General features: G+C 64.0%; 6 protein-coding genes. 3 read left to right on the forward strand and 3 right to left on the reverse strand.

All coding sequences use genetic code 11. From position 1 onward, the window contains the following. The first annotated feature begins 7 nt into the window (after positions 1–7). Entirely contained in the window at positions 8–844 is an 837-nt protein-coding gene (locus P8X75_05810; protein ID MEJ1994717.1) for a formate/nitrite transporter family protein, read from the forward strand. A gap of 34 nt (positions 845–878) precedes the next feature. Here P8X75_05810 and P8X75_05815 read toward each other — a convergent pair whose 3' ends face one another. Next, positions 879–1,898, reverse strand: a complete 1,020-nt coding sequence (locus P8X75_05815) for a threonine aldolase family protein (protein MEJ1994718.1) — start codon at positions 1,896–1,898, stop codon at positions 879–881. A 582-nt stretch (positions 1,899–2,480) separates the two neighbouring features. Here P8X75_05815 and P8X75_05820 point away from each other — a divergent pair. Then, on the forward strand, positions 2,481–2,720 hold the full coding sequence (locus P8X75_05820) for a DUF465 domain-containing protein (protein ID MEJ1994719.1): 240 nt from the start codon (positions 2,481–2,483) through the stop codon (positions 2,718–2,720). A gap of 118 nt (positions 2,721–2,838) precedes the next feature. Further along, a complete protein-coding gene (locus P8X75_05825) occupies positions 2,839–3,654 on the forward strand; it encodes an ATP-dependent Clp protease proteolytic subunit (protein ID MEJ1994720.1) in 816 nt (271 codons plus the stop codon). 37 nt (positions 3,655–3,691) lie between these two features. Here the strand turns inward: P8X75_05825 and P8X75_05830 are convergent, their stop codons facing one another. Together P8X75_05830 and P8X75_05835 are read right to left on the reverse strand one after the other, a co-directional pair. Continuing rightward, complete coding sequence (locus P8X75_05830; GenBank protein MEJ1994721.1) at positions 3,692–5,710, reverse strand: tripartite tricarboxylate transporter permease; 2,019 nt, start codon at positions 5,708–5,710, stop codon at positions 3,692–3,694. A gap of 119 nt (positions 5,711–5,829) precedes the next feature. Beyond that, a partial coding sequence (locus P8X75_05835) for a tricarboxylate transporter (GenBank protein ID MEJ1994722.1) occupies positions 5,830–6,559 on the reverse strand: 730 nt, incomplete at its 5' end.

The raw sequence follows: 6,559 nt of genomic DNA on the forward strand, positions 1-6,559 counted from the left end.
AGAGCCCATGGCCCCGGAGAAAGGTCGACGAAAGGAAGGGAACACCAAACTTTCGGACGATGAGGCAAAGGAGGTAGGTAACAAGCTACGTCCCACCTCGCCCATGGTGTACGAGATCGTGCGCGCCGAGGGTGAGGAGGAGCTGCGCCGGCCCTTGCTTTCGCTCTGGTGGTCCGGCCTTGCCGCGGGCATCGCCATCTCGATGTCCGTGGTCGCCGAAGGCTTGCTGCGACAGCACCTGCCGGAGACGCCCTGGCGGCCTCTTGTTGAGAACTTCGGATACTGCGTCGGGTTCGTGATCGTCATCCTGGCCCGCTTCCAGTTGTTCACCGAGAACACCATCACGGCCGTCTTGCCTCTCATCGCGAAGAAGACCCCGGAGAGCTTGATACGCACGGCGCGCCTTTGGGGGATTGTGCTCGCCGCCAACATCGTGGGCACTCTTCTGTTCGCTCTGGCCGCTGTGTTCAGTGGAATTTTCACCGACGCCCAGCTCGCTGAGTTCATGAGCCTGGCCCGCCATTTCATGGACCGCTCGGCAACCGAGATGTTGCTGCAAGGCGTGCCTGCCGGCTTTCTGATCGCGACGGCCGTTTGGATGATGCCGAGTGCCGAGGGCTCGGAATTCTGGGTTATCGTGATGGTGACCTATCTGATCGCTCTTGGGGATATGGCTCACGTCGTCGCCGGTTCCTCAGAAGCGCTTCTGCTGTTGGTCAGCTCAGAGATCGGCGCCGGCGACTACCTCTTCACGTTCTTCGTTCCAGCACTGCTGGGCAACGTGATCGGCGGCACCGCGCTTTTCACCCTGCTGGCCTACGGGCAGGTGAAGGAAGAACTGTGATCGGCCCGACAGCGGCAGATCCCCTTGCGTGTTTTCACACCAGCGCGTCGATTGCGTTGAGGAGCACCTCCGCAGCCGCCTCGTCCACTTCGAGGTGGGTCACTATGCGAATGCGGCGCTTGCCCACGACCGTGACTGAAAGTTGCTTTTCCCGAAGGCGCCGGGCCGCCGTCGGGGCATCGGGTGCGGCATCCGAAAGGTCGGCGATCACGATGTTGGTTTCGACCGGCAGAACCCGCTTGATCGCTGGCGAGCGCTCCAAGCGCTGACCGATTTTGGCGGCGAGGGCGTGGTCTTCGGCCAGCCGCTCCACATGGTGATCCAATGCCCAGAGACACATGGCGGTCAAGACGCCGGTCTGGCGCATCGCGCCTCCCCAGCGGCGTTTAAGCAGCCAAGCCTCTTCTATGAAGCTCTTCGAGCCCGCCAGGACCGCGCCCACCGGACAGGCCAAGCCCTTGGTGAAGGCGATCCAGGCGCTATCGAATCCTCGGGCGTAGTCGCCTGCTGCGATCCCGGTGGCCACCTGGGCGTTGAGAAGCCGGGCTCCGTCCAGATGGGTGGCGAGCCCGGCCGCCTTGGCGGTGTCGGCAACGGCGCGCAGTTGTTCGAGAGGCCAAACGGCGCCGCCTGCGAGGTTGGACGTTTGCTCGGCCACGAGCAGACGGCTGCGCGGTGCGTGGGCTGAGCGCGGCCTGATCGCCTCTTCTACTTGCTCAGGGCTCAGCATGCCCCGCTCCCCGTCGATGGGATAAAGCATCGTTCCCGAGAGGGCCGCCGGACCGCCGCTCTCCGCGAAGATGATGTGGCTCTCGCGCGTGCAGATGATCTCGTCGCCGGGGCGGCAATGAACCGCTATGGCGATCTCGTTGCACATGGTTCCGGAGGGCAGGAAGACAGCGGCTTCCATGCCCAGCATCGCAGCAACGCGCTCACAGAGCTCGTTGGTCGAGGGATCTTCATCATGACGCTCGTCGCCCAACTCGACGGATAAGGCGGCTTCGCGCATCGCCTTGGGCGGCCTGGTCTGGGTATCCGAATAGAAATGATGCATCTGCTCCCCTTGGATCCGCTATCCGTCGTGGGACCCTTAAGGCCGCGCCATCAGACGCTGTAGGCCCGGTCGAAACTTCAAGAAAAGGTCATAGGCCGGGTTGAGCAACCAGGAGAGCGGCGGAAGAAGCAGAAGCCGTCCAAAAGGCCGAAAACCGGGCAACAAGCTCCAGAGATGGGCGAAGGCGCGCCCGCCCCTGATGATCCGGCCCTCTTCGTCACGAAGGTGGAACCGGGCCAGGGCCGCTTCCGTGCAAAGCCCGGGCGCCACCTCCTCGTTCTTGTCTGCCTCGCTCACGTCGATCCATGCGATCTGGTCGCCGCCGCGCCGGCTCCTGTAGAAGCCGATCTCACGGCGGCAAAGAGGGCATCCCCCGTCAAAGAAGACCGTGGCTTTCGGGTGGGCCGCCTGCTGTTGATGTCGATCCTGCATGCGAAGGGAAGTAGCAGCGGCGAGCCAAAGGTCAATTCGTCCCGGCGACCAGCGGCTCCAGACGGTGGCTTGATATGGCTCAAAGCGCCGCCCCACCCTCAAAGGCTAGCCTGGAGGCAGCGACAAAGATCTTCGAGGAGGTATTGAGCCATGAGCCGTAGCAGAGGCGACCTAGCGCGAGAGTTTCCCGAGCACAGCGAGAAGATCGACGAGCTAAGAGAGAATCATTCCCACTTTCGGCGCTTGAGCGATGAATATGACGCGATCGTCCGGGAGATTGATCGCATGGAAGAACTTGAAGACGATATGCCCGTGGCGGTCACGAAAGAGTTGGAGGACAAGCGCCTCGCCCTGAAAGACGAGATCTTTCGCGTACTGATGAGCATCTGAAGACGAAACTGGGCTTTGACCATTAAAGTCGCGGAGGTCGCTGTGTCCCATCGGCTTCCGGGAAGAGGCGGCGCTGGGTTCAACCCCATGGCGACCTGGAGATAGGAGCGCTATTGCGATGGATCTTTCAGGTCTTTTCTGGGTTCTGCTTCTGGTGATGCTTTTTCAGCCGCTGTTTCAACAGCGCGTGCAGCAGGCGCTGCGTCAGCGGAAGATATCTCAGATGGAACGGCAGCGCGGCTCGCGGGTGATCCTGCTGGTCCACCGGCAGGAGACGATGCGCCTCTTGGGCTTTCCAGTGATGCGATACATCGACATTGACGATTCGGAGCGCGTCTTGCGCGCGATCCACGAGACGGACCCGGAGATGCCCATCGACCTTATCCTGCAGACGCCTGGAGGGCTCGTGCTGGCGGCCTTGCAGATTGCCCGTGCGCTCAAGCACCACAAAGGCAAGGTAACGGTCCTGGTTCCGCACTATGCGATGTCCGGCGGCACGCTGCTGGCGTTGGCGGCGGACGAGATAATCATGACCCACCACTCGGTCCTGGGGCCGGTTGACCCTCAGATTGCCGGCAAGCCGGCTGTCTCGATCGTGGCGGTCGCGCGCAATAAGTCGCTCGACGAAGTGGAGGACGAAACTCTCATCCTCGCCGACGTTTCCGAGAAGGCGCTGCGCCAGCTTAAAGAAGCCGTGATCGATCTGTTGGAAGGGCGCCTGCCTCCGGAACGAGCGGAGGAGATCGCCCGCATGCTCACCTCCGGGCGCTGGACGCACGACTACCCCATCACGGACAAGGAAGCTGAGGCGCTGGGCCTGCCGGTCTCCCGGGACATGCCCCAGGAGGTCTACGACATGATGGAGCTATATCCGCAGCCTCTGCGCAGCCGTCCGTCGGTTGAGTACCTGCCAACACCGCACGGGCGCCCCTAGGCGGCTAGACCGCCGTCCTTTATCCAATGGCGGCGCTTCAACGCAGTGGCCAGGGCAAGTCCAAGTAGTCCTGCAGCAAGCCTCTTGGGAAATTGAGGTTGAGCGCATCGGCCAAGAGCAGCATGAAGAGCGCCGCCGCGCCGGTCAGCACCAGCAGTTTCACCGGCCCCGCCTTCGCCCTCAGCGCCAGGAAAGACAGGAAGAAGATGACCAGCGCGAGATAGAAGCCGAGCAGCGCGGTGAGGCCGACCAGCAAGGCAATCCAGAACGCGCCGCTCCAAAGGGAGCTTACCCCCGCTTGCCCGACATGGTCGCCGTCGAACTCATGGTCGTAGATCGCCGGGCTGGCGTTGCTGCCCAGCACCAGCACGCCCATCAGCATCAGCGCGAAGAAGCCGGTGACGGCGGCGACCGAGGCGGGGAAGACCGCCCCCAGGAAGGACTGGGTCAAGGCGTCGTAGATGGCGTAGCCGAAGATCCCCAGCGCCAGCAGCAGGAAGGCGATCTGCGGTCCGCGCGCGCTGAGCGGCGCGCGCCCGGCTACGAGGGCCGCGTCCTTGGGCTGCTTTTCGAGCGGCGCGGAGTCGTCCACGCGGTTGCGCGCGCCGTACCAGACCGAAACCGCGATCAGCCCCGCGATGATGAGGACGCCCGGCCGCGTCAGGAATCCCCAGTCATAGAACTGCAACGCCTGATAAAGGTAGGTCTCGGCCTGTGGGGCCAGCACGTACCCGATCAGCAGAGCCGGGCGCGGCCAGCCGAAGCGGCGCAGGAAGATGCCCAGAAGACCGATCGCCAGCAGCGCCACGAGGTCCGCCAGCGAGCGTGTGGCCTGGAACGCCGCAAAGCAGATGATCGAGATCATGAAGGGCGCAAGGAGCGGGAAGGGGATGGTGGTCAGCCGTGCGATGGGCGAGGCGAGGAGGATGCAAAGGCCCGCGCCAAATACGTTGGCCAAGGCCAAGGACCAGATGATGGAATAGGTGATGTTCAGATCGCTGGTGACCATCGAGGGGCCGGGTTCGATCCCGATCAGGACCATGCCGCCCAGGAAGATCGCCATGGAGCCGGAGCCGGGAATGCCGAACAGCAGGGTCGGCAGCAGACCGCCGCCCTCCTTGGCATTGTTCGCGCTTTCCGGCGCGATCACGCCGCGGATGTCGCCCTTGCCGAACTGCGGGTCTTTCTTGGTGGTCTGCACGGCGTGGCCATAGGCGATCCAGTCGACCACCGAACCGCCCAGGCCCGGAATGGCGCCGATCAGGCAACCGACGCCCGCGCAGCGCAGCGAGAGGAACCAGTTCTTGACCCAGTCCTTGATCCCGGTCAGCCAGCCCGAGCCGAGCGCGGAGCCATCGCCACCACCGCTCTGGGCGATGGAGCGGTCGCGCCGCAGCAGGTCGACGATCTCAGGGATGGCGAAGAGGCCGAGGCCCACCACCACCAGGGGGATGCCGTCATAGAGGTAGTCGATGCCGAAGACCATGCGGAACTCGCCGGTGGCCGGCGCTGCGCCGATGGAACCGAGAACGAGACCGAGGCCGCAGGCGGCGATGCCCTTGGAGAGCGACCGCCCCGCCAGCACGCCGACCATTGAAAGACCGAAGACCGAGAGCATGAAGAGTTCGGCTGAGCCGAAGGCAAGGATGATCGGCCGCGCGATCAGCACGAAACCGGTCAAGACGATGGCGCCGAACAGTCCACCGAAGAGGGAGGCGACGAAGGCCGCCGAGAGCGCCCGTGCCGCCTGTCCTTGCTTGGCGAGCGGAAAACCGTCCAGGACCGTTGCCTGAGAGGCCGAGGAGCCCGGGATCCCCATCAGCACGGAAGAGAAGGTGTCGGAGGTCGGGATCACCGCGACCAGACCGATCAGCATGGCGAGCGCGGAGATGTCGTCCATGCCATAGAGGAAGGGCATCAGCAGGGAGAGACCAGCGATGCCGCCGAGGCCGGGAAAGATGCCGATGGCGAGCCCGACGGTGACGCCGATCATCATGTAGGCGAGATGCTGCAGCGTCAGCAGGTCGAGGATCGCGGTCAGAAATACGTCAAACACGGCAAAGCGGCCTTTCGTCGTTGCGAAGGGGGAGGGGGTCTCGTGGCCTGCTCAAAGGAAAAGACCGGCGGTTCCTGGTCGACAGGAATCCGCCGGTCTTTCTCAGCTCCGCTTGGGGGTTACTCCGCGCCGAGCTTTACTTCGTACTCGCCGACCAGCATGTCGACGACGCGCTTGCGCAGTTCCGGGGAAATGGTGGTCCCCTTCTCGTAGAGCGCCTGGGCCGCCTTGCCGGTTACCTGCTCATAGCTGCCGAGCACCGATTCCTTGTTGGCGATGTACTCAGGGTCGGCCTTCATCATCTCGAAGGCCGTCTGGTAGGCCGCCACCAGCTCGTCGGAGCTGCCCTGGGGCAGGAAGACCATCTTCTGGGCCGGGAAGCCGGCGGTGAAGAAGGCGAAGTAGGCGTCGTAATCCTCACCCGAGGGCGCCATGCCGGTCATGATCTCGTAGGCCTCGCCGAAGTGCGGGAGGTCCGGGAAGGTCGGATCGCGCATCAGGTTGCCGTCTTCGTCCAACACGCCCCAGGAGAAGAGCGGGACGGCCTGGCCGGCTTCGACCAGGGGGACCACGTTCTTCAGGTAGGCGGAGGAGGTCTGGTAGTCGATGTTCGTCTCACCGCGCTCGAAGGCGAGGCGGCCATCGCCGCGCCCCTTGAAGCCGAAGACGTGCTTGACCTCGAGGCCGAGCAGGCGGAAGCCCAGCAGCGGCACCAGGTCGAGCGAGGCCGCACCCTGGCTGGCGTAGACCAGCGACTGGCCCTTCAGCTTGCCGATGTCGGCGACCGAAGAGAGGCCGAGGCTGGGGGTTGTGTAGACCACGCCGCCGGTCGGTGCGGCCATGACCACC

It is taken from the genome of Limibacillus sp. (genome assembly GCA_037379885.1).
Taxonomy (GTDB): Bacteria; Pseudomonadota; Alphaproteobacteria; order Kiloniellales; family CECT-8803; genus JARRJC01.